The organism is Stenotrophomonas pavanii (assembly GCF_900101175.1).
GTDB lineage: Bacteria > Pseudomonadota > Gammaproteobacteria > Xanthomonadales > Xanthomonadaceae > Stenotrophomonas > Stenotrophomonas pavanii.
Map to the genome: position 1 here is coordinate 130315 of NZ_FNFQ01000008.1, position 18957 is coordinate 149271.

Genomic DNA, 18957 nt, shown 5'->3' on the forward strand with positions numbered 1-18957 from the left:
CGCATGGCGTGGATCTACCCGATCAAGCCACCGGCAACAGGATCGACACGCACAAGCCGCCATCACCGCGGTTCTGCAGCGACACCCGTCCCCCGTGCGCCTCCACGATCTCGCGGGTCAGCGCCAATCCCAGGCCGGTGCCATTGCGCTTGGTCGAATAGAACGGCATCAGCGCGTTCTGCAGCACCTGCTCGTTCATGCCCTTGCCGCGATCCAGCACATCCAGGCGCAGCCACTGCGGCAGCCGCGTCAGCTGCACCCGCACGTCATCATTGGGCGGATCGGCTTCGGCGCAGGCTTCGTGGGCGTTCTTCAGCAGGTTCAACAGCGCCTGCCCGAACTGCGCGATGTCGATGCGGCTGCTCAGTTCCTCGTCCGGCTCCTGCTCCAGGGTGAACGGGATCTGCTGGCGCAGGCTGGACAGGAAGGGCGCCCAGTGCACGGTCTGCAATTGTGGCTGGGGCAGCTTGGCAAAGCGCGCATAGCCACGGATGAAGCCCTCCAGGTGGCGCGCCCGGTCCTCGATGGTGGTGAAGATCTCCGGCAGCCGTTCGAAACGCTCCCGCTGCACCAGCACGCCGCCGGAATGGGCCAGCGAGGCGATCGGTGCCAGCGAATTGTTGAGCTCGTGGCTGATCACCCGGATCACCTTTTTCCACGTCTGCACTTCCTGGCGGCGCAGCTCGGCAGTGAGCAGGCGCACCAGCAGCAGATCGTGAGGGCGGCCGTTGAGCTGGAAGGCGCGGCGGGAGAGGTGATAGACCTGCTCGTCCTCCTCATCGCCTTCTTCGCCCTCGGCATGCACCGCAAAGAGGCTGTCGCCGCCGCGGACGATGGCATCGCGCAGCTCCACCGGCACCTGTTCCAGCACCTCTTCCAGGCGCTGGCCCTCCAGCTTCCAGCCGCCGTGCAGCAGCTTGCGCGCGGCCAGGTTGGAGAACACCACGCGGGCGATGCCATCGCCGCCGGATGCAATCAACAGCATCGCCACCGGCGTGTTCTGCACCATCGTGTCCAGCAGCAGTTCGCGCTGCACCAGGCCCTGCCGCTGTTCGCGCAGCACATCGCCCAGCTCTCGGTGGGCCTGCACCAGGTCGCCCAGTTCGTCGTTGTCCGGCCAGTACACGCCGAAGGTGTACTCGCCGTCGCGGTAGCTGCTGGTGGTGCCGGACAGCGCGCGCATCAATGAGCGCACCGGAGCGGTGGCGCGGCGCAGGGTCCACCACATCAGCGCCAGCAGCAGCGCCGCCGACACCGAGGTCACCACCCAGCCATGGTCCATCCAGTAGGCCAGCAGCCACGGCAACGCAGCGGCCAGGGCCAGCACCGGCAGCAGGCGCAGGAACAGGCGGAAGGTGAACGAGCGCCGTTTCATTCGCGTGGGATGCCGTGCCGGTCCATGCGCCGGTACAGCGCCTGGCGGCTCAGGCCGAGCTCGGCGGCCGCCTGGGCGATGACGCCATGGTGGCGCGCCAGCACGTCCTCGATGCGCGCGCGGTCTGGATCATTGCCGGCGTTCGCGGTGGCGCGCGGTGCCGGTGCCGCACGCGGCAGGTTGAGATCGGCCACGTCGATGCGGTTGCCGGTCGCCAGCAGTTCGGCGCGCTGGATCACGTTGCGCAGTTCGCGCACGTTGCCCGGCCACGGGTGCCGCTGCAGGGCGGCAGCGGCGGCGCTGGCCAGCGGCTTGCCGGCAGCCAGGAAGCGCTCGGCCAGCGGCACGATGTCACCCGGACGTTCGGCCAGCGGCGGCAGCACCAGTTCGACCGTGTTGAGGCGGTAATACAGGTCCTCGCGGAAGCTGCCGTCGCGGATCATCGCCGGCAGGTCGGCATTGGTCGCGCTGACCACGCGGACCTTGACCTGTCGTTCGCGGTTGGAGCCCAGGCGCTCGAAGCGGCCGGTCTCCAGCACGCGCAACAGCTTCATCTGCCCGCCCAGCGACAGGTTGCCGATCTCATCCAGGAACAGCGTGCCGCCGTCGGCAGCTTCGAACTTGCCTTCGCGTGCCTTGTTGGCGCCGGTATACGCGCCGGCCTCGGCGCCGAACAGTTCCGCCTCGATCAGTTCCGACGGCAGTGCGCCGCAGTTGACCGTGACGAACGGGCCCTTGGCCACCAGCGAGTTGGCCTGGATGATCTGCGCGATCTTCTCCTTGCCAGCGCCGTTGGGGCCGGTGATCAGCACGGGCAGCTCCGAGCGCGCGACCTGGCAGGCCAGGGCGATGACGCGCTCGCTGGCCGGGTCGGCGAAGACCGCGCCACACAGGTCGTACTTCTCCTCCAGCGCAGTGCGCTGCCGCAGCTCACGCGCGCGCCGCCGGTCCAGCTCGCGACGGGCCTCGGACAGTTCCAGCAGGTTGTTGACCGTGGTCAGCAGCTTGCGGTCGTCCCACGGCTTGGCCAGGTAGTCGGCGGCACCGGCCTTGACCAGGTCCACTGCGCTGCTCAGGTGGGTCCAGGCAGTCAGCAGGATCACCGGCAGGTCCGGGTGGCGCGCGCGGATCTGTGCGAACAGCGCTTCGCCCTCCTCGCCGGAGGTGGTGTCCTCGCTGAAGTTCATGTCCTGGATCACCAGGTCGACCGGCTGCGACTCCAGCAGCGCCAGGCCCTCGGCCGGGCTCTGCGCCTGCAGGGTGTCGATGTCGTGCAGGGAGAACAGCACGTCCAGCGCGGTGCCCACACTGGCGTTGTCATCGATGATCAGGATCGAAGGCATCAAGCGGTTCTGCAGAAAGGGATGGGCGGCACCGATGGAGCCGTGTTCGTGTCCGTACGCCGGGAGAGCCCGGCGCCACCCATCAAGCATAGCCAAAGCCGTGGCCATGCAGGCGTTGCCGCTTCTCAGGGGCGGGGCGGAGGAGGTGGCGGCGGCGGGGGCGGCGGCGGGGGCGGCGGCGGAGCGTCCAGCGCCTGGCGCCAGGCGTCCACATCCACCGCGACGCTCACCAGCCGTCGCTCCCGCCGCAGCAGCAGGTAGGCCCGCGCGGCGGGGGAATCGATCAGCGCCCGGGACAGGTGATCGATCTGGTACACGGGCGTGTCATCCACGCGCAGGATGCGGTCCCCGCGGCGGACACCGAATCGGCCCTCCGGGCGCGCCGCCTCCACCTGGATCTGGCCTTCGGTCGAGTGCAGCGCCAGCCGGGCCTCGCCCTGCTGCCACTGCAGGGTGCTTGCGCTGCCACCGCCGGCAACTGCCGGCAGTGGGAGGAGCATCAGCAGGGTCATCAGACGTGTGCGCATCTCAGGCTCCGCGCGTGGCGACTGCGGGGGGGACCGCCGCAGCGCGGCGCGCCGGGCCGAACACCGCGACCTGGCCCAGCGTCCACAGCAGCAGGGCGCCCAGCGGCAGGTACAGCAGCGGCATGCGCGGCAGCTCGTACAGGTTCATCAGTGCCAGGTTGATCGCGTAGGCGGCCAGCATGCCCAGCACGATGCCCAGCGTGGCCAGCAGGAAGTTCTCGGTCTGGAAGTAGCGCAGGATCTGGCCCCGGGTGGCGCCGAGCGCGCGGCGGATGCCGATCTGCTTGCTGCGCTGCTGCACCCAGAAGCTGGCCAGCCCGACGATGCCGAGCGCAGTGACCACCAGCAGCGCCACGCAGACGGTGATCAGCAGGCCGACCATTGCGCGGTCGTTCTTGAAGAAGTCCTCGCGCTGGTCGGTGAACGACTGCTTCTCGCGGATCAGTCGGTTGGGATCGTTGCGGTCCAGGGCGGACAGTGCGGCCTTGAGCACCTCATCGCGGCGCGCAGGATCGGTGCGCAGCATGTAGATGCCATCGCCGAAGACGCGGCGCACCGGCATGATCATGGTGTCATCCCAGTTGTTGCCCCAGCCATTGGGCGTGGCCAGCGTATCGACGATGCCGATCACGTTCACCGTCTGCTTGCCCATGTAGTACGTCTTGCCCAGCGCATTGCCGTCCGGCGCCATCTTGTGCGCGGCGGCCTGGCTGAGGATCACCGGCGTGCCGTTGGCCTTGCTCAGGTTGTCGAAGTCGAAGTACTCGGCCGGCTGGAAGTCGCGGCCGGCAACCAGGTTGAGGCCCAGCGTGCGCAACGCGTCTTCGGAGAACGTGTACATGCCGACGCTGGCCGTCGGCCGTTCCTGGTTCATTTCGCGCGAGATGCTGGTGTTGGACGAGCTGTTGCGGAACGGCACCTGGTTGATCACGCTGACCGCGGTGACCCCGGGGATGGCGCGCAGCGATGCCAGGTCCTCGCGGGTGCGGGCGGCGGCATCGGTCTGCTTGCCGACGCCGGTCACGCGGACCAGGACCAGCTCGTTTTCGGCCATGCCGCTGGTCCGGCTGATGCGCTCCACGCGCTGGCTGACCAGGAACAGGGCATTGCAGACGATGGCGCAGGTCAGGGCGATTTCAAGCACGATCAGCGCGGCAGCGGTCTTGTGCCGGCGCAGGGTGCTGAGGATGGGGCGGATGTCCATGGGATGTCCTCGTTCTCGTGCTTACTGCGACTTGAGCTGGATGGCGGGAGTGACCTGCATCGCGCGCCAGGCGGGCAGGAAGCCGGCGGCGAGGCTGGCGAGCAGGGTCAGGCCCAGCGCGAGGAGCAGCATGCTGCCATCCAGGTGGGCCAGCTGCGCGTAGCTGACGGGCTGCTGGCGGACCGCGTACAGCCCCAGCAGGGCCAGTCCGATGCCGAGCACGCCGCCGACCACACCCACGGCACCGGCTTCGACCAGGCACTGCAGGAAGATCTGGCCGCGGCTGGCGCCCAGCGCGCGGCGCACACCGATCTCGCCGCTGCGGCGCAGGAACTTGGCCAGCAGCAGGCCGACCGTGTTGACCAGGCAGACGCCGAGGAAGCCCAGGGCCAGCCACAGCTGCAGCCGCACGTCGCTGGGTACAGCGCCCTTGAAGTCCAGCCACTCCATCACGTTGCGCAGGCGGACGTTGACCGGGCGTTCGAAGCGGCCGGCCTGGCGTTGCAGGCTGGAGTAGTTCTCCAGATAGCGCCGGTAGTCGCCGGCCTTGGACGGATCCATCTCTGCCCAGTACTGCAGGTACGCGCAGGGCGCGTTGACGGAGTAGCTGTTGGCGCCGTCGGGATTTTCACCGAAGCAGTTCATGTTGCCATTGCTGCCCAGCTGCAGATCGAACGAGGTGGAGATCGGCGCCAGCAGATCCTCTTCCTTGCCGAACGCGCCGGTGGTGAGGTCGAAGAAGTGTGGCTCCGGGTTCCAGGCCTTCATGACGCCGACGATGCGCAGCGCATTGCCCTCGAGCCGGATTTCGCGACCGACGCTGTTCGCGCCCTGGAACAGCTTCTCGTTGAGCGCCTTGGAGATGACGGCCACGCGGGCCCGCCCGTTGTCGTCCTCGCGGGTCCACGGCCGCCCGTACTGCATGGGCACGTTGAACATCGGGAAGAAGTCGGCCGAGGTCCAGCGGGTGTCGATGGAGAACGGCTTGAGCGTACTGTTGTCCGGTTCGATCGTTGCATCACCGGCAGTCATCATCACCTGGCGCTCGGCTTTCGCTTCGCGCAGCAGCGCTTCGGCGTCATAACGCGTCATCTGCTCTTCCGGTTCCTCCTCAAGGCCGAAGCCGTTGCGGGGCCGCGGGTCGATCTGCGCGTAGAACAGGCGCTCGCTCTTGTCCGGAATGGGGTTGCCGGAGAGGACGTGGAACACGGTCAGGGTGGTCATCGAGGCACCGATGCCGAGCGCGATGGCCACCACCATCAGCGCGGTCAGGACCTTGTTGCGGCGGAAGCTGCGTACCGCCAATCGGGCGTAGTAGGCGAACATGGCCGGGCCTCACTCGTTGACGGCGACGATGTGGCGCGGCGTGGCCAGCACCGGCTCGCGGACCAGGTCGGTGACCTGGCCGTCGACGATGTGCACGTTGCGCTGTGCACGCGCGGCCAGTTCCGGATCATGGGTGACCATCACGATGGTGGTGCCGGCGGCGTTGATCTCCTCCAGCAGTTCCATCACGCCGCGCGCCATCTGCGTGTCCAGGTTGCCGGTCGGTTCGTCGGCCAGCAGCAGGCGCGGGCTGCCGGCCAGCGCACGCGCGATCGCCGCGCGCTGCTGCTGGCCACCGGACAGCTCATTCGGGTAGTGCTTCATGCGCGAGCCCAGGCCGACCTGGGTCAGCGCCTTCTCGATGCGTTCGCGGCGCTCGTTGGCGCTCATCTTGCGGTAGCGCAGCGGCACGTCGACGTTGTCGAACAGGTTCAGGTCGGGGATCAGGTTGAAGCCCTGGAAGATGAAACCGATCTTCTGGTTGCGCAGGCGGCTGCGGGCGTCGTCGCCCAGCGTGCTCACGTCCTGGCCGTCCAGCAGGTAGGTGCCGCTGGTGAAGGTCTCCAGCAGGCCGGCGATGTTGAGGAAGGTGGTCTTGCCGGAGCCGGACGGCCCCGTGACGGCGACGAACTCGCCCTCCTTGACCTGCAGTTCCAGTGAGCGCAACGCGTGGGTTTCCACCTGTTCGGTGCGGAAGACCTTGGCGACCGAACGCATTTCGAGCATGTACATGGGGTGTCCTCTCTCCAGGATGTGTCAGTTGACGGAGACGCGTTCGGCGTCCTTGAACAGGTCGCTGCCGGAGACCACGATGCGGTCGCCCGGCTGCACACCCGACTTGATTTCCACTTCGCCCAGGCTGCTGACGCCCAGTTCCACCGGACGCCGCACGGCGGTGCGGCCATCCATCACGTAGGCCATGCCATTGCCCTGCTCGACGAACGGGCCGCGCTCGACCTTCAGCACGTCCTTGCGGGTATCGAGCAGCACCCGCACCGACATCCGCTGGCTCTGGCGCAGGCCTTCCGGCTGCGCACTGGCAAAGCGCACGCGGGCGTTGACCTCGCCGTTGACCACTTCCGGCGACACCGCGCTGATCTCGCCCGGGAAGGGCTTGCCGTTGCCGCCGGTCAGCTGGGCCGGCATGCCGATCGCCAGGTCGCGGGCGAAGCTTTCCGGCACCTTGATCTCGACTTCGAACTTGGACAGGTCGACCACGCCCAGCACCGGTGCATTGGCGGCCAGGTTGGTGGACTGGACGGCCTGCACCTGGCCGACCTGGCCATCGAACGGCGCGCGCAGGGTCAGTGCATCGACCTGGCGTTGCACCTCGGCCACCACGGCCTTCTGGCGGTCGGCCAGCAGGCGCTTGTTGCGGGCATCCAGGTCCGCGCCCTGGCTCTGCAGGCGCGCATCGGTGGTGGCGTTGGCCAGGGTGATGTCGGCCTTCTTCAGCGAGTCCTTGGCCTTGGCCAGGTCGATCTGCGGCACCGCACCGCCGTCATAGCCGCGCTGGTAGCGCTGCAGGTCGCGGTCGGCGGCCTGCCGTTCGATCGTGGCCTGGTCGGTTTCCTTGCGCGACTTGGCGCGGGCCAGGGTCGCGTCCAGCGCGGCGCGGCTGGCCTCGGCTTCCAGGCCCGCCAGCGTTGCCTGTTCCTGGGCCAGCTTGCTGCGCAGCTCCGGGCTGTCGATGATCGCCAGCTCCTGGCCCTTTTTGACCACGTCACCGGCAACGACCTTCAGGTCGACGGTGCCGGCCGACACGGCATACAGGATCGGGCTGTTGGCCGCGATCACCCGTCCATCGGCGGCGATGTCGCGGACCAGATCGCCCCGCTTCACCTCCGCGATGCGCACGCGGCTGCTGTCGAAGGAGCGGCTGGCATTGGACCAGGCATGCACCGCCCAGCCGATGCCGGCCAGCAGCGCGATGGCGCCCAGCGCCGGCCAGCGGTAGCGGTGCCAGCTTGCGCGGGAGGTGCCGGCCGGGGCGGAGGAAACGATCTGGTCCTGTGCGGAAGTGTCGCGGATCATCGGTGCGTGCCTGACGGTGGTAGCCAGTACCAAGCACGTAGCGTGCCAACTTTAATTCATTGCAGATCAATGATTTGGGTGGCTCGCACGAGTGTCCGGGTGTCCGCGGACACCTTTCCGGACACTTTCATTAAGCGGACAGGAGGGCGAAGCCGGACGCGCGGGCTAGAATGCGCCGATCGTCTTCAAGGAAACGCGTGACATGTGTGGAATCGTGGGTGCAATCGCTGATCGCGACGTGGTGCCGCTACTGATCGAAGGCCTGAAGCGGCTTGAGTACCGTGGCTATGACTCCTCGGGCATCGCGGTGATCGACCACGCCGAGCGCCCCGAGGTACGGCGTGTGCGCCGTACCGGCCGCGTATCGGAAATGGCGACGGCGGCTGAAGCCGAAGGCTTCCATGCGGTGCTGGGCATCGGCCACACCCGCTGGGCCACCCATGGTGGCGTCACCGAGGCCAACGCGCATCCGCACATCAGCCACGGCGTGGCGCTGGTGCACAACGGCATCATCGAGAACCACGAAGAGCAGCGCGAGAAACTGCGTGCGATGGGCTACACCTTCGAGTCGCAGACCGACACCGAAGTCATCGCGCACCTGATCCACCATCACCTGAAGGGCGGCGATGACCTGCTGGTGGCGCTGCAGCACACGGTGAAGGAGCTGACCGGCGCCTACGCGCTGGCCGTGGTCAGCCGTGCCGAGCCGGAGCGCTTCGTCTGCGCGCGCATGGGCTGCCCGCTGCTGGTGGGCCTGGGCGAGGGCGAGAACTTCGTCGCCTCCGACGTCTCGGCGGTGATCTCGGCCACCCGCAAGGTGATCTTCCTGGAAGAGGGCGACACCGCCGAGATCCGTCGCGATGGCGTGCGCATCTTCGATGAGCATGACCGGCCGGTCGAGCGCGATGTGCACCTGTCCGACGTGTCGCTGGCATCGCTGGAGCTGGGCCCGTACCGCCATTTCATGCAGAAGGAAATCCACGAGCAGCCGCGCGCACTGGGCGACACCATCGAGGCGGCGATCGACGCCGGTGGTTTCCCGGCCGAGCTGTTCGGCAAGAACGCCGAAGCGGTGCTGTCGGGCATCGAGGGCGTGCAGATCATTGCCTGCGGCACCAGCTACTACGCCGGCCTGACCGCGCGCTACTGGATCGAGGCCATCGCCGGCCTGCCGTGCAGCGTGGAGATCGCCAGCGAGTACCGTTATCGCGCGGCCTATGCCAACCCGAAGCACCTGATCGTCACCATCTCCCAGTCGGGCGAAACGCTGGATACGATGGAGGCACTGAAGTACGCCAAGTCGCTCGGCCACACGCACACGCTGTCGATCTGCAACGTGCCGGAAAGCGCGATCCCGCGCGCCAGCGAACTGGTGTGCTACACCCGCGCCGGCGCCGAGATCGGCGTGGCCTCGACCAAGGCCTTCACCACCCAGCTGGCCGCGCTGTTCCAGCTGACCGTGGTGCTGGGCAAGCTGCATGGCCGCATCGACGCGGCGCAGGAAGCGGATTACCTGGAGCAGTTGCGCTTCCTGCCGGGCAGCGTGCAGCACGCACTGAACCTGGAGCCGCAGATCGCGGCGTGGGCCGAGCGCTTCGCGCGCAAGTCCAATGCGCTGTTCCTGGGCCGTGGCCTGCATTACCCGATCGCGCTGGAAGGCTCGCTCAAGCTCAAGGAGATTTCCTATATCCACGCCGAGGCCTACCCGGCAGGTGAACTGAAGCACGGCCCGCTGGCGCTGGTGGACGAGGACATGCCGGTGGTGGTGATCGCCCCCAACGACAGCCTGCTGGAGAAGGTGAAGTCGAACATGCAGGAAGTGCGCGCCCGTGGTGGCGAGCTGTTCGTGTTCGCCGACCAGGACAGCAACTTCAATGAGTCCGACGGCGTGCACGTGATCCGCACGCCGCGTCATGCCGGCGTCCTCAGCCCGATCGTGCACACCATCCCGGTGCAGCTGCTGGCCTACCACACCGCGCTGGCACGCGGCACCGACGTGGACAAGCCGCGCAACCTGGCCAAGAGCGTGACGGTGGAGTAACAGCCGTCGGATGGCGGCGACGCTGCAAGCGAAGGGGGCCCGCGTGGCCCCCTTTCGTTTGCAGCGGTGGCAGCGCCAAGTGGGACAGCGGCCGGCTGTTCTGTCCGCGGGCGGCAGGCGTCCGTCAATCTTTAATGCGCAGGGCCGGCAGTATTCAGCGGCGGTTTCAGCCGCGGTGCCATTCTCTGGATCGTCAGTCGGTTCCCACGACGAACTGTCCCATCGATGCCGGTAGTGACCGAGGGTCGCAGTCGTAGAATCGATTCGACCGAGGTCCGGGTTGAGCGGTTGAACCCTTCCTCGTTCGCGTTGCAGCACGTCGCCTGCCGAACCATTCGATGCGGCAGCCGGGTGCGCCAGACGTGCGCTGAAAGGTCTGTTCCCGGGGAGGGGGCGTATCGGAAGAGCACACTTTTTTGACTTCAGTGACCTGCACCAGGAAACAAGAATGAACGTCCGCGAACTCCTGCAATCCAAGAAAGAAGCTGTCATCACCATCGATGCCGAAGACACGATCGGTGCCGCCGCCCACAAGATGAGCGCGAACAGGATCGCTGCGCTGGTGGTGATGAAGGACGATGCCCCGGTCGGCATCATTTCCGAGAAGGACATCGTGCGTACCCTGGCCGACGACGGCCCGCAGGCCGGCCGCCGGGTGATTTCCAGCCTGCCGTCCACCGGCCTTGAGGGCATTGCGCCGGACGCCACGCTGAAGCAGGCCATGTCGCTGATGACGTACTCGCGGCGCCGTCATCTGATGGTGACCGACGGCAACCAGCTGGTCGGCATCCTCAGCCTGGGCGATATCGTGAAGAACCTGCTGGGCGAGCTGGAGCTGGAAAAGGCCGTGCTGCAGGACATCTACATGGCGGCCCACTGAGGGCCAGCAGCGCTGGATGCAGAGAAGCCGGGCATTGCCCGGCTTCTTCGTTCACGGCGCCGGTGAAATCAGAACGTGACCTTCACCGAATCGGCGCTGTAACTGGCCGGGCCGTGGTAGACCACTTCGATGTTGTTGCCATCCGGGTCGAGCACGAAGGCGCCGTAGTAGCCCGGATGGTAGGGACGTTCGCCCGGCGCGCCGTTGTCGGTGCCACCGGCGGCGATCGCGGCGGTGTGGAAGGCATCGACGGTCGCGCTGTCACGTGCCTGGAACGCCAGATGGTGGCGGCCGGTCAACTGGCCGGCGGCAGCCTTGCTGCTGGCGCTGGAAATGAACAGCTCGTCGGCCCAGAAGAAGTCCGGCCCTTCGCCGCCCAGCGGCACGCCGATCGTATCGAACACCGCCTGGTAGAAGCGGCGGCTGGCGGCCAGGTCACGCACCACCAGCTGCAGGTGGTCGATCAAGCGGCCGCGGTGCAGTTCCATCGTTTCCATGCGAACCTCGCAAAAAAGGGGACGGAGGGGATTAAGTCGCTTCCGGCCAATAGTGCCAGAAACGGCTTAATCCCCTCCGTCCCCTTTTTGTCAGTTGGCGATGATCTCGACCCAGTAGCCGTCCGGGTCCTTGATGAAGGCCAGGTTCTTCATGCGGCCGTCGGTCAGGCGCTTCTGGAAAGTCACGCCCAGGTCTTCGAAGCGCTGGCAGGCCGCCTCGATGTCCGGCACCGACACGCAGATGTGGCCGAAGCCGCGCGGGTCGCTGTTGCCGTCGTGGTAGACCGCGCCCTGCTGGGTCTCGGTGCCGTGGTTGTGGGTCAGTTCCAGCACGCCCGGCAGGCCGGCCATCCACAGACGGCGCTGGCTGTCGTCTTCCGGCACCACCGCGCCGGCCGGCACATAGGCCAGGAAGTACAGGCTGAACTGGGCCTCGGGGAAGTCGCGCTTGTCGATCAGCTGGTAGCCGAGCACGCGGGTGTAGAAGTCCAGCGAGGCGGTGATGTCCTTGACCCGCAGCATGGTGTGGTTGAACACGAAGCCGCTGGTTTCGGCCGGGGCCTGGGCGGCGACGCCGGGGACATCGCGCAGGGCGGGAATGGTCATGGGGGAGGTCCTTCAGACAGGGCCGTTGCCGGCCGGATGGCCCATTCTACCGGCCGGCACCTGACGGCACTGCGACGTACAATGGCTGGATCGCACCGTTCCGTCCTGAAGACGATTGCCCGCCATGTCGCAGCGTGAATGGGTGGCCGCCGCCATCCGCAAGATCGAAGCCGATTTCAACCGTTCCGCCGATACGCACCTGATCCCGCTGGCACTGCCCGGGTTCGAGGGCATCGACCTCTATCTGAAGGATGAATCGAGCCATCCCACCGGCAGCCTCAAGCATCGGCTGGCGCGTTCGTTGTTCCTGTACGCGCTGGCCAATGGCTGGCTGCGCGAAGGAAGGCCGGTGATCGAAGCGTCCAGCGGCTCGACGGCGGTGTCCGAGGCCTATTTCGCGCGCCTGCTCGGCCTGCCGTTCATCGCCGTGATCCCGGCCACCACCTCGCCGGAGAAGATCGCCGCGATCGAGTTCCACGGTGGCCGCTGCCACTTGGTCGAGCGCGCCTGCGACCTCAACTGTGATTCGGAAAAGCTGGCCCGCGAAACCGGCGGCCACTTCATGGACCAGTTCACCTATGCCGAGCGCGCCACCGACTGGCGCGCCAACAACAACATCGCCGAGTCCATCTTCAAGCAGATGGCCGAAGAGCCCAGCCCGGTTCCGGAATGGATCGTATGCAGCCCCGGCACCGGCGGCACCGCAGCCACGTTGGGCCGTTATGTCAGCTACCGCCGGCATGACACCCGCATCCTGTGCGCGGACCCGGAAGTGTCGGTGTTCTTCGATGGTTACAGGGCCGCTGTGGCGGGTGAACAGGACTGGCGCGCGCTGACCTGCAGCGGTGGTTCGCGCGTGGAAGGCATCGGCCGGCCGCGGGTGGAACCGAGTTTCATCCCGACCAGCGTCGATGCGATGGTGAAGGTGCCCGATGCGCTGAGCCTGGCCGCCATGCGCCATGTCAGCCGGCAGTTGGGGCGCCGCGTCGGCGGCTCGACCGGGACCAACTTCATCGGCGTGCTGCAGGCCGCGCAGTGGATGCGCGAGGCGGGCCACCGCGGCAGCATCGTCAGCATCCTGTGCGACAGCGGCGAGCGCTATGCGCAGAGTTACTACGACCCGGCGTGGTACGCGCGGATGGGGATCGATGTCGACGGCGCCGACGCACAGCTGGCCGCAGCGGTCGCCGGGCAGGGCTTGCCCGAACTGCCGTGGTGCAGCCTGGAAGCGCTGTAGCACGGCAACGCACGGCCGGATCTGCATCGGCTGGGCAGCGTCGACGGTTGGTCGACTGCTCTCCGTTCAGGTCGTGAAATCGCCGCGCTGCGCGCGATGGTCGACCAACCGTCGACGCTGCCCGGTCGCCGGGCCGTCTCAATATCCCGCCGCAGTGAATGCATCCAGCACGGCGTCGCGCAGCGCGTCCGGCAACGCCTCGATATCCATCGCGCGGTCATCCAGGTGCAGGCTGGGGTCCAGGATGCTGGCGCGGCCCTGGGCCAGCGCCTGCAGCCACAGCAGCACGCAGATCACGAACTCACGTTCGTGGCCCAGCTGCAACTGGCTGGCGCCGCGCTCGATCACCTCGAACGGGTACCACTCCTGGGCGTCGTTGAAGGTGCCCCCCTGCTGCAGCACCGCCTGCAGCTGCTGCAGATGGCGCGGGGCGTCGTCGCCGGCATCGCACAGCGCGGCGATCCAGGCCAGCTCGGCCGCACTGGCGGTCAATGCCAGCGAGCGCGGCGGTGCGGCGGATGCAACTGCAGCCAGACCTTCCATGTAGGGCCTCGTTCGGTAAGTACCGCTGCGGACTCCCCCGCAGCCAGAGCTTCGGCGCGCGGCCGTCAGGCCGACGTGAACGGCAATGCACGCCCCCTTGTCAGCCGCACCTGGCAGCGCCATATCGGGAACGCTGCCCGCGTGCCGGGCCCGTCCCCTGGAGATCTGCCGTGACCGTTGCCAACCCCCTGCTCGATTTTTCCGGCCTGCCGCGCTTCGAGGCGATCCGCCCCGAGCACGTGGCGCCGGCGCTGGACGTGCTGCTGGCCGAGGCCGAAGCCGCCGTCAGCGCGGCCGAGCAGGTGCAGCCGGTCACCTGGCAGACCTTCGTGACCCCGCTGGACGATGCCACCGAGCGCCTGTGGCGCGCCTGGGGGCTGGTCGGTCACCTGCAGGGTGTGGTCAACACGCCCGAACTGCGTGAGGCCTACAACAGCAATCTGCCGCGGGTGACCCGCTTCGCCAGTGCGCTGGGCCAGAACCTGGCGCTGTATCGCCAATACCAGGCACTGGCCGCCAGCCCGGAGGCAGCACGCTTCGATGAAGCCCGGCGCAAGGTGCTGGACAACACGCTGCGTGACTTCCGGCTGGGCGGTGCCGAGCTGGCGCCGGAGGCGCAGCAGCGTTTCGCTGCGATCAAGGAGGAACTGTCGGCGCTGTCGGCCAAGTTCTCGCAGAACGTGCTCGACGCCACCGATGCATGGTCGCTGTTCATCGAGGACGAAGCGCGGCTGCAGGGCCTGCCGGAAGACGTGAAGGCCGCCGCGCGCGCTGCGGCAGAGAAGGACGGCAGGACCGGCTGGAAACTGACCCTGCAGATGCCGTGCTACCTGCCGGTGCAGACCTGGGCCGAAGACCGCGACCTGCGCGAGATCCTGTACCGCGCCAGCGCGCAGCGTGCGTCCGAGTTCGGCGACGAGGCCCTGGACAACAGTGGCAACATCGACCGCATTCTGTCCCTGCGCGCCGAACTGGCCGCGTTGCTCGGCTTCGATTCGTACGGCCATTACTCGGTGGCGACCAAGATGGCGCAGGACCCGGCCGAAGTGCTTGGCTTCCTGCGCGACCTGGCCGCGCGTGCCAAGCCGTTCGCGGCCCGCGACCGGGCCGAGCTGGAGCAGTTCGCACGCGCGCAGCTGGGCATCGACGACCTGCAGGCCTGGGACCTGGCGTTCGCCGCCGACCGCCTGAAGCAGGCGCGTTACAGCTATTCCGAGCAGGAAGTGAAGCAGTACTTCACCGAACCGAAGGTGCTGGGCGGCCTGTTCTCGGTGATCGAGCAGCTGTATGGCCTGCATGTGCAGGAGGACAGCGCGCCGGTCTGGCACGAAGACGTGCGCTTCTTCCGCCTGGTCGATGCGCAGGGCGCGCTGGTCGGCCAGTTCTACCTGGACCTGTACGCACGCGAGGGCAAGCGCGGTGGCGCGTGGATGGATGACTGCCGCAACCGTCGCGTGCGCGCCGACGGCAGCGTGCAGACGCCGCTGGTCTACCTGGTGTGCAACTTCGGACGTGGCGCCAACGGCAAGCCGGCCACCTTCAGCCACAACGAAGTGACCACGCTGTTCCACGAGATGGGCCATGGCCTGCACCAGCTGCTGACCCGCATCGGCGAGCTGGGCGTGGCCGGGATCAATGGCGTGGAATGGGATGCAGTGGAACTGCCCAGCCAGTTCATGGAGAACTTCTGCTGGGAATGGGCGCACCTGCAGGGCATGACCGCGCACGTGGACACGGGCGAGCCGCTGCCGCGCGCGCTGTATGAGCGCATGCTGGCCGCGCGCAACTTCCACAGCGGCATGGCCACCGTGCGCCAGCTGGAGTTCGGCCTGTTCGACATGCTGCTGCACAGCCAGTTCGAACCGGCACAGGACAGCGTGCTGGCCCTGCTGGACCGCGTGCGCGCCGAGGTGGCGGTGAACCACCCGCCGGTCTGGAACCGCTTCCCGCACCAGTTCAGCCACATCTTCGCCGGCGGTTACGCGGCCGGTTACTACAGCTACAAGTGGGCCGAGGTGCTCAGTGCCGACGCCTATGCCGCGTTCGAGGAAGCCCCGCAGGCAGTGGCCGAAACCGGCGCACGCTTCCGCGATGAAATCCTGTCGCGGGGTGGCAGCCGTCCGGCGGCGGAGAACTTCAAGGCCTTCCGCGGTCGTGCCCCGCAGATCGACGCGCTGCTGCGCCACTCGGGCATGGCGTAAACCCTCAGTGTGGCGGGGCCAACCCTGGTTGGCACGTCACCGTTATCCACGCAGGGCGTGGACCCACCGGAATGCCGGCCAGCGGCCGGCACTACCGGAGGCGGGTCATTCGGCGTAGATCATCTTCCGGGTCATGCCGCCGTCGACGATGAAATCCTGGCCGGTGCTGAAGCCGGACAGCGAGGACAGCAGGTACACCGCCAGCGCACCGATGTCCTCGGGGCGGCCGACACGACCGACCGGGTGCTGTGCGTGGTCGATGGCCGAGTACGCGGGCGCGTGGCGGCGCGAAGGCGCCTGCCACGCCGTCGTACCGATCCAGCCGGGGCTGATGCTGTTGACCCGCACCGCCGGGCCGGCACTGATCGCCAGCGCATGGGTGAAGGCGACCAGCCCGCCCTTGGCTGCGGCGTAGGCTTCGCTGTGCGCTTCGGACTGCCAGGCCCGGGTGGAGGCGATGTTGATGATCGCGCCCGCAGCGTTCGCCGACAGCGCCGGCAGCGCGTGCTTGCTGCACAGGAAGGCACCGTGCAGCGACGACAGGCGGCGCTGCCATTCCTCCCAGTCCATGTCCTGCAGCAGCGTGCCGTGCGGTGCGGCGATGCCGGCATTGTTGACCAGTCCATCGATGCGGCCGAAACGCTGCAGCGCGGCCGCGACGAAACCGCGCACGCTGGCTTCGTCCATGATGTCCAGGCGCTGGAACGCGGCGTCATCGCCGCGCTGCCATTCGTCCAGGCAGGCCTGCCCTGCGTCCACGTCGAGGTCGCCGATCAGCACGCGGCCGCCTGCACCGAGCACGGACTGGGCAATGCCACGGCCGATGCCGTTGGCGCCGCCGGTGACCAGCACCACCTTGCCCGACAGCGGCGCGGCCGGCCATGGGGCAATCGATGGCACCGTGCTCACGTCAGGTCCTCGCCACGCAGGCGGCGGTGCCAGCCGTCCACGCCGATGCGGTCGAGGGTCTGGATGTTGCGCTCGACGATCACGTCCGGGTCCGGATAGACGTCCACCGCGCGCGCCACGCTGTCTTCGCGCAGCAGGTGCAGGGTGGGGAAGGGGGAACGGTTGGTGTAGTTGCTGGCATCGTCCGCCGCCACGCCTTCGAACTGGTAGTCCGGGTGGAAGCTGGCCACCTGCAGGATGCCCTGCAGGTCCAGCGCCTCGATGGCCGCGTCGGCGTTGTCGAGGAAATCGTTGTAGTCGAGGAAGTCGGTCAGCACCTGCGGGTGCACGATCAGCGTGGTATCGATCTGCTCGGCCGGCGTATCGCGCAGCAGCACCAGCTCCTCGGCCAGCTGCTCAACCAGCGCTTCGGGCGTGGTCGCATCGCTGAGCACGATGCGGACCTGCTCCTTCACATATACCGCCTTGGCGAACGGGCACAGGTTCAGGCCGATGACGATGCGCTCCAGCCACAGGCGGGTGGCGGCGATCGGGTCATCGGTGGGCAGGGGGGAATCGGTCATGGCGGGCACGTCGGCTGGCGGGGCCGCCCATTGTAGGCGTGTGCCGCCACGCGCCGTTCACTGTGCAGGAACTGGACAGCGGCGATGCTGGAAATCCCCGCCACGTCAATCCCTTGCAGGCCACCGGCGGATGGCGGATTGCCTGCCGACGGCGGTGGGCGTGGAATGGACGCACGACACAGGAGGACACCCATGACTGCAACTTCCCCGTGGCTGCCGGATGCGCTCTGGTCCGGCACCTTCTTTGATGGCCGTTGGCAGGCCGCCGTGCAGCGGCAGCCGGTGATCGAGCCGGCCACCGGCCGGACGCTCGGCGAGATCGGCCTGGCCGACCCGGCGCAGGTCGCGCGTTCGGCAGCCGCTGCGGCGCAGGCCCAGCAGGCCTGGGCCGCGGCTCCCTATGAGCAGCGCGCACAGGTGCTGCGCACCGCCGCGCGGCTGGCCGAGGAGAATATCGACACCTTGGTTGAATGGCTGGTCCGCGAAAGCGGATCGACCCGCCTGAAGGCCGGCTTCGAGGCCAATGTGACCGTCAAGGCGCTGCACGAGGCCGCCGCATTGCCGTCGCGCAGTGTCGGCGAGATCCTGCCCTCCGAACCCGGCCGCCTGAACCTGGCGCGGCGTCGCCCGCTGGGCGTGGTCGGCGTCATTTCACCGTTCAATTTTCCACTGTATCTGGCGATGCGCGCGGTGGCCCCGGCGATCGCGCTGGGCAATGCGGTGGTGCTCAAGCCGGACCCACGCACGGCGGTATGTGGTGGCGCGGTGATTGCCCGCCTGTTCGAGCAGGCCGGCTTGCCCGCGGGCGTCCTGCACGTGCTGCCGGGGGACGGCGCCGCCGGCGCCGCACTGACCAGCGATCCGAACGTGGCGATGATCCAGTTCACCGGCTCCACCGCGGCCGGGCGCAAGGTCGGAGAAGCCGCAGGCCGGCACCTGAAGAAGGTTTCGCTGGAGCTGGGCGGCAAGAATTCGCTGATCATTCTTGATGACGCCGATCTCGAGCTGGCGGTGGCCAATACGGCATGGGGCGTCTACCTGCACCAGGGACAGATCTGCATGGCCACCGGCCGCGTGCTGGTGCACAGGAAGATCCATGATGCGTTCCTGCAGAAGCTGGTGGCCAAAGCGGCGTCGCTGAAGGTGGGGGATCCGGCGCGCGAAGACGTGGCGATCGGCCCGTTGATCAATGCCGGCCAGCGCGACCATGCCGTGCGCGTGGTCGAGCAGGCGGTGCAGGCCGGCGCTTCGCTGGAAGCCGGTGGCACGTACCACGATCTGTTTTTCGCACCGACCGTGCTCGGCAACGTCGACGCCGGCAATCCCGCGTTCAACGAAGAGATCTTCGCGCCGGTCGCCGTGGTGGTGCCGTTCGACGACGACGACCACGCCGTGCAGCTGGCAAACAACAGCGAGTACGGGCTGTCGATGGCCATCGTCTCCAGCGATGTCGGTCGCGCGCTGAAGCTGGGTGAGCGCCTGCGCACCGGCCTGCTGCACATCAACGACCAGACGGTGAATGACGAGGTGATCAATCCCTTCGGCGGCGTGGGTGCGTCCGGCAACGGCACCAGCATCGGCGGCCCGGCCAACGGGGAAGAATTCACCCAGTGGCAGTGGTTGACCGTCAAGGGCGAAGCGCCCGCCTACCCGATCTGATCCAGGAGGACC

General features: G+C 67.7%; 17 protein-coding genes. 5 read left to right on the forward strand and 12 right to left on the reverse strand.

Going from position 1 to position 18957, the window contains the following annotated elements:
* Positions 1-22 precede the first annotated feature (22 nt).
* The 7 genes from BLS66_RS14520 to BLS66_RS14550 all read right to left on the reverse strand — a co-directional run bounded on the left by BLS66_RS14520 (position 23) and on the right by BLS66_RS14550 (position 7809).
* A complete protein-coding gene (locus BLS66_RS14520) occupies positions 23-1375 on the reverse strand; it encodes a sensor histidine kinase (RefSeq protein ID WP_049466602.1) in 1353 nt (450 codons plus the stop codon).
* Entirely contained in the window at positions 1372-2718 is a 1347-nt protein-coding gene (locus BLS66_RS14525) for a sigma-54-dependent transcriptional regulator (protein WP_074726163.1), read from the reverse strand. The genes BLS66_RS14520 and BLS66_RS14525 overlap by 4 nt, the downstream gene beginning before the upstream one ends.
* Before the next feature lie 125 nt (positions 2719-2843).
* Positions 2844-3245, reverse strand: a complete 402-nt coding sequence (locus BLS66_RS14530; RefSeq protein ID WP_074726164.1) for a PDZ domain-containing protein — start codon at positions 3243-3245, stop codon at positions 2844-2846.
* A 1-nt stretch (position 3246) separates the two neighbouring features.
* Entirely contained in the window at positions 3247-4449 is a 1203-nt protein-coding gene (locus BLS66_RS14535; RefSeq protein WP_057495084.1) for an ABC transporter permease, read from the reverse strand.
* A gap of 21 nt (positions 4450-4470) precedes the next feature.
* The gene (locus BLS66_RS14540) at positions 4471-5775 is read right to left on the reverse strand and encodes an ABC transporter permease (protein ID WP_049443921.1); all 1305 of its coding nucleotides are present in this window, start codon (positions 5773-5775) and stop codon (positions 4471-4473) included.
* Between the two features lie 9 nt (positions 5776-5784).
* A complete protein-coding gene (locus tag BLS66_RS14545; RefSeq protein WP_049466611.1) occupies positions 5785-6507 on the reverse strand; it encodes an ABC transporter ATP-binding protein in 723 nt (240 codons plus the stop codon).
* A 24-nt stretch (positions 6508-6531) separates the two neighbouring features.
* Complete coding sequence (locus tag BLS66_RS14550; protein ID WP_049466613.1) at positions 6532-7809, reverse strand: efflux RND transporter periplasmic adaptor subunit; 1278 nt, start codon at positions 7807-7809, stop codon at positions 6532-6534.
* Positions 7810-8011: 202 nt separating this feature from the next.
* On the opposite strand from BLS66_RS14550, the gene glmS reads away from it, so the two are divergent.
* Together glmS and BLS66_RS14560 are read left to right on the forward strand one after the other, a co-directional pair.
* Entirely contained in the window at positions 8012-9850 is a 1839-nt protein-coding gene (gene glmS, locus BLS66_RS14555) for a glutamine--fructose-6-phosphate transaminase (isomerizing) (RefSeq protein WP_074726165.1), read from the forward strand.
* Positions 9851-10298: 448 nt separating this feature from the next.
* Entirely contained in the window at positions 10299-10730 is a 432-nt protein-coding gene (locus tag BLS66_RS14560) for a CBS domain-containing protein (protein WP_014648481.1), read from the forward strand.
* Positions 10731-10798: 68 nt separating this feature from the next.
* Here BLS66_RS14560 and BLS66_RS14565 read toward each other — a convergent pair whose 3' ends face one another.
* Both BLS66_RS14565 and gloA read right to left on the reverse strand, forming a co-directional pair.
* Entirely contained in the window at positions 10799-11227 is a 429-nt protein-coding gene (locus tag BLS66_RS14565) for a VOC family protein (RefSeq protein ID WP_049464657.1), read from the reverse strand.
* A 90-nt stretch (positions 11228-11317) separates the two neighbouring features.
* Entirely contained in the window at positions 11318-11833 is a 516-nt protein-coding gene (gloA, locus tag BLS66_RS14570; RefSeq protein ID WP_049464656.1) for a lactoylglutathione lyase, read from the reverse strand.
* Positions 11834-11957: 124 nt separating this feature from the next.
* Between gloA and BLS66_RS14575 the strand changes: the two genes are divergently transcribed.
* The gene (locus BLS66_RS14575; RefSeq protein WP_057495081.1) at positions 11958-13070 is read left to right on the forward strand and encodes a PLP-dependent cysteine synthase family protein; all 1113 of its coding nucleotides are present in this window, start codon (positions 11958-11960) and stop codon (positions 13068-13070) included.
* 138 nt (positions 13071-13208) lie between these two features.
* Here the strand turns inward: BLS66_RS14575 and BLS66_RS14580 are convergent, their stop codons facing one another.
* Positions 13209-13613: a hypothetical protein gene (locus BLS66_RS14580; RefSeq protein WP_049464654.1), complete on the reverse strand. Its 405-nt coding sequence runs from the start codon at positions 13611-13613 to the stop codon at positions 13209-13211.
* 170 nt (positions 13614-13783) lie between these two features.
* Here BLS66_RS14580 and BLS66_RS14585 point away from each other — a divergent pair, with 170 nt between their 5' ends.
* Positions 13784-15814: a M3 family metallopeptidase gene (locus BLS66_RS14585; protein ID WP_074726166.1), complete on the forward strand. Its 2031-nt coding sequence runs from the start codon at positions 13784-13786 to the stop codon at positions 15812-15814.
* A gap of 105 nt (positions 15815-15919) precedes the next feature.
* On the opposite strand, the gene BLS66_RS14590 is transcribed toward BLS66_RS14585, so the two are convergent.
* Together BLS66_RS14590 and BLS66_RS14595 are read right to left on the reverse strand one after the other, a co-directional pair.
* On the reverse strand, positions 15920-16723 hold the full coding sequence (locus tag BLS66_RS14590; RefSeq protein WP_049464650.1) for an SDR family oxidoreductase: 804 nt from the start codon (positions 16721-16723) through the stop codon (positions 15920-15922).
* A complete protein-coding gene (locus BLS66_RS14595; RefSeq protein ID WP_049464648.1) occupies positions 16720-17286 on the reverse strand; it encodes a DUF1415 domain-containing protein in 567 nt (188 codons plus the stop codon). The genes BLS66_RS14590 and BLS66_RS14595 overlap by 4 nt, the downstream gene beginning before the upstream one ends.
* A gap of 192 nt (positions 17287-17478) precedes the next feature.
* Between BLS66_RS14595 and BLS66_RS14600 the strand changes: the two genes are divergently transcribed.
* Positions 17479-18945, forward strand: coding sequence for a benzaldehyde dehydrogenase (locus BLS66_RS14600; protein WP_074726167.1), 1467 nt, complete (start codon positions 17479-17481; stop codon positions 18943-18945).
* Positions 18946-18957 lie beyond the last annotated feature (12 nt).

What these genes read in the sequence shown, in the direction of transcription:
- BLS66_RS14520 (WP_049466602.1), bottom strand. Translation starts at nt 1,375, where the DNA reads ATGAAACGGCGCTCGTTCACCTTCCGCCTGTTCCTGCGCCTGCTGCCG.
- BLS66_RS14525 (WP_074726163.1), bottom strand. Translation starts at nt 2,718, where the DNA reads ATGCCTTCGATCCTGATCATCGATGACAACGCCAGTGTGGGCACCGCG.
- BLS66_RS14530 (WP_074726164.1), bottom strand. Translation starts at nt 3,245, where the DNA reads ATGCGCACACGTCTGATGACCCTGCTGATGCTCCTCCCACTGCCGGCA.
- BLS66_RS14535 (WP_057495084.1), bottom strand. Translation starts at nt 4,449, where the DNA reads ATGGACATCCGCCCCATCCTCAGCACCCTGCGCCGGCACAAGACCGCT.
- BLS66_RS14540 (WP_049443921.1), bottom strand. Translation starts at nt 5,775, where the DNA reads ATGTTCGCCTACTACGCCCGATTGGCGGTACGCAGCTTCCGCCGCAAC.
- BLS66_RS14545 (WP_049466611.1), bottom strand. Translation starts at nt 6,507, where the DNA reads ATGTACATGCTCGAAATGCGTTCGGTCGCCAAGGTCTTCCGCACCGAA.
- BLS66_RS14550 (WP_049466613.1), bottom strand. Translation starts at nt 7,809, where the DNA reads ATGATCCGCGACACTTCCGCACAGGACCAGATCGTTTCCTCCGCCCCG.
- glmS (WP_074726165.1), top strand. Translation starts at nt 8,012, where the DNA reads ATGTGTGGAATCGTGGGTGCAATCGCTGATCGCGACGTGGTGCCGCTA.
- BLS66_RS14560 (WP_014648481.1), top strand. Translation starts at nt 10,299, where the DNA reads ATGAACGTCCGCGAACTCCTGCAATCCAAGAAAGAAGCTGTCATCACC.
- BLS66_RS14565 (WP_049464657.1), bottom strand. Translation starts at nt 11,227, where the DNA reads ATGGAAACGATGGAACTGCACCGCGGCCGCTTGATCGACCACCTGCAG.
- gloA (WP_049464656.1), bottom strand. Translation starts at nt 11,833, where the DNA reads ATGACCATTCCCGCCCTGCGCGATGTCCCCGGCGTCGCCGCCCAGGCC.
- BLS66_RS14575 (WP_057495081.1), top strand. Translation starts at nt 11,958, where the DNA reads ATGTCGCAGCGTGAATGGGTGGCCGCCGCCATCCGCAAGATCGAAGCC.
- BLS66_RS14580 (WP_049464654.1), bottom strand. Translation starts at nt 13,613, where the DNA reads ATGGAAGGTCTGGCTGCAGTTGCATCCGCCGCACCGCCGCGCTCGCTG.
- BLS66_RS14595 (WP_049464648.1), bottom strand. Translation starts at nt 17,286, where the DNA reads ATGACCGATTCCCCCCTGCCCACCGATGACCCGATCGCCGCCACCCGC.
- BLS66_RS14600 (WP_074726167.1), top strand. Translation starts at nt 17,479, where the DNA reads ATGACTGCAACTTCCCCGTGGCTGCCGGATGCGCTCTGGTCCGGCACC.